The 2,093-nt window shown below is 60.5% G+C and carries 2 protein-coding genes; both read left to right on the plus strand.

Annotated elements, in window-relative coordinates:
- Positions 1-1,629 (plus strand): aconitate hydratase AcnA (gene acnA / locus H0V78_03865; protein MBA2350940.1); only part of this gene is annotated, 1,629 nt, incomplete at its 5' end.
- A gap of 117 nt (positions 1,630-1,746) precedes the next feature.
- The coding region (locus H0V78_03870; protein MBA2350941.1) for a DUF2863 family protein at positions 1,747-2,093 on the plus strand (347 nt) is incomplete at its 3' end.

Raw genomic sequence — 2,093 nt, forward strand, 5'->3', positions numbered from 1 at the left:
GTCAAGGCGGGTTTCTTCGGCGATGAAATCGCGCCGCAGGTTTCCGGCGGAGGCGAGCAGCGTACGGAATCCGCGCCGGGCGGCAGCGGCAAAACCAGCCGCGTCAATACCAGCGTCGAAACCGAACTCGAAATGATGGACAACCGGCCGACGCCGGATGTCATCGCCGATGGCGGCAATGAGTTCCCCAACGCGCAAATCAATCTCGGCAACGGCGATGTTCTGATTGCCGCGATCACGTCATGCACGAATACGTCAAACCCCGGCGTCATGCTGGCCGCGGGCCTGCTCGCCAAAAAAGCCGTCGAAAAGGGATTGAAGGTCAACCCGTGGGTCAAGACTTCGCTTGCGCCCGGCTCGCGCGTCGTCACCGACTATCTGAAAAACGCCGGTCTGCAAAAGTATCTCGACCAGGTTGGTTTCCAACTCGTCGGCTACGGCTGCACGACCTGTATCGGCAATTCCGGTCCGCTCGATCCGCATCTCGAAGAAGCGATCACCGCGAACGATCTGATCACGGCCGCCGTCCTCTCCGGCAACCGCAATTTCGAGGCGCGCATACACCAGAACATCAAAGCCAATTTCCTGATGAGCCCGCCGCTGGTCGTCGCGTTCGCGCTGGCCGGGCGCGTCAATATCGACATGAGCAAAGAGCCGCTCGGCACGGGTGAAGACGGCGAACCCGTTTACCTGAAAGATATCTGGCCGACGCAGCAGGAAGTCGCCGAGGTCATGCGTCATGCAACCGACCCGGCGGTCTATCGCGCGCTGTACAGCGATTTCAGCAAAGGCAACCCTCTATGGAACGACATTCCGTCGATGGCCGGCGGCGTCTATCAATGGGACACGGCATCGACCTATATCCAGGAGCCGCCGTTCTTCGGCGATTTCGGCATGGCGCCAGGCACGATCGGCGATGTCAGAAATGCGCGTGCGCTCGGCATTTTCGGCGATTCGGTGACGACCGATCACATCAGCCCGGCCGGCTCGATCAAGCCTTCTTCTCCTGCCGGTAAATACTTGCAGGCAAACAAAGTCGGCGTCGCCGATTTCAACAGCTACGGTTCGCGGCGCGGCAATCACGAAGTGATGATGCGCGGCACGTTCGCCAATGTGCGCATCAAGAATCTGATGCTGCCGGGCAGCGAAGGCGGCATTACGGCGCATCGACCGTCAGGCGAGCAAATGAGCATCTATGACGCCAGCATGCGCTACCAGAAAGAAGGCGTGCCGCTGATGGTGTTCGCTGGCGAGGAATACGGCACGGGCTCATCGCGCGACTGGGCCGCGAAAGGCACGCAATTGCTCGGCGTCAAAGCCGTGATCGCAAAAAGCTTCGAACGCATTCATCGGAGTAATCTGGTCGGCATGGGCGTGTTACCGTGTCAGTTCAAGGATGGCGTGAGTGCGCAAACCCTGAAGCTCGATGGCAGCGAGGAATTCGATCTGGTCGGTGTCGGGCGCGAACTGAAACCACAGCAGGATTTGACGCTCGTCATCGGGCGCAAGGACGGCGCCAGGCAGGAAGTACCGGTGCTGTTGCGCATCGACACGCCTATCGAAGTCGATTACTACAAACACGGCGGGATATTGCCGTACGTATTGCGCGAATTGATCGCAGCGGCCTAGGCCAGGCAACCCCGCGCCGCCGCGGTTGTAATTTCCAGGAGACCATAGCGGCTTTGCCGCATCATCATGAAAAGGTCGCGCCCGCCCCGCCGTTCCAAGGCTTCGGCTGAAACCGGTATGTTGTCTCGCCTCGCCAGCGGTCTTGCCTTGTCCGGCAGCCGCGCCGAGGACGCGTACTGGGAAACCCGTCTGGCAGCGCTGATCGATGATCTTCTCAAAGCCGGCGAAGACGAAGCTCTCGACACAGCACTTGACCGGCTTTATGAAACCGACCTGTTCGCCTACGACGAACTGGCCGAAAGCATCGAAGCGCGCGCCGAATCGGTGCGCAGCGAGAATGACGCGATTCTGCTCGTGGCAATTCCGTTGCTCGTCTGGTCGCGCGCCGCGATCCCGGCAGGGCCTGTCGCAGCCGGCGTGCTGGCCGACCTGCGCGCGCAATTGCATGGCCACATATTGGCGAA

This window comes from Burkholderiales bacterium, from assembly GCA_013695435.1.
Taxonomy (GTDB): Bacteria; Pseudomonadota; Gammaproteobacteria; order Burkholderiales; family JACMKV01; genus JACMKV01.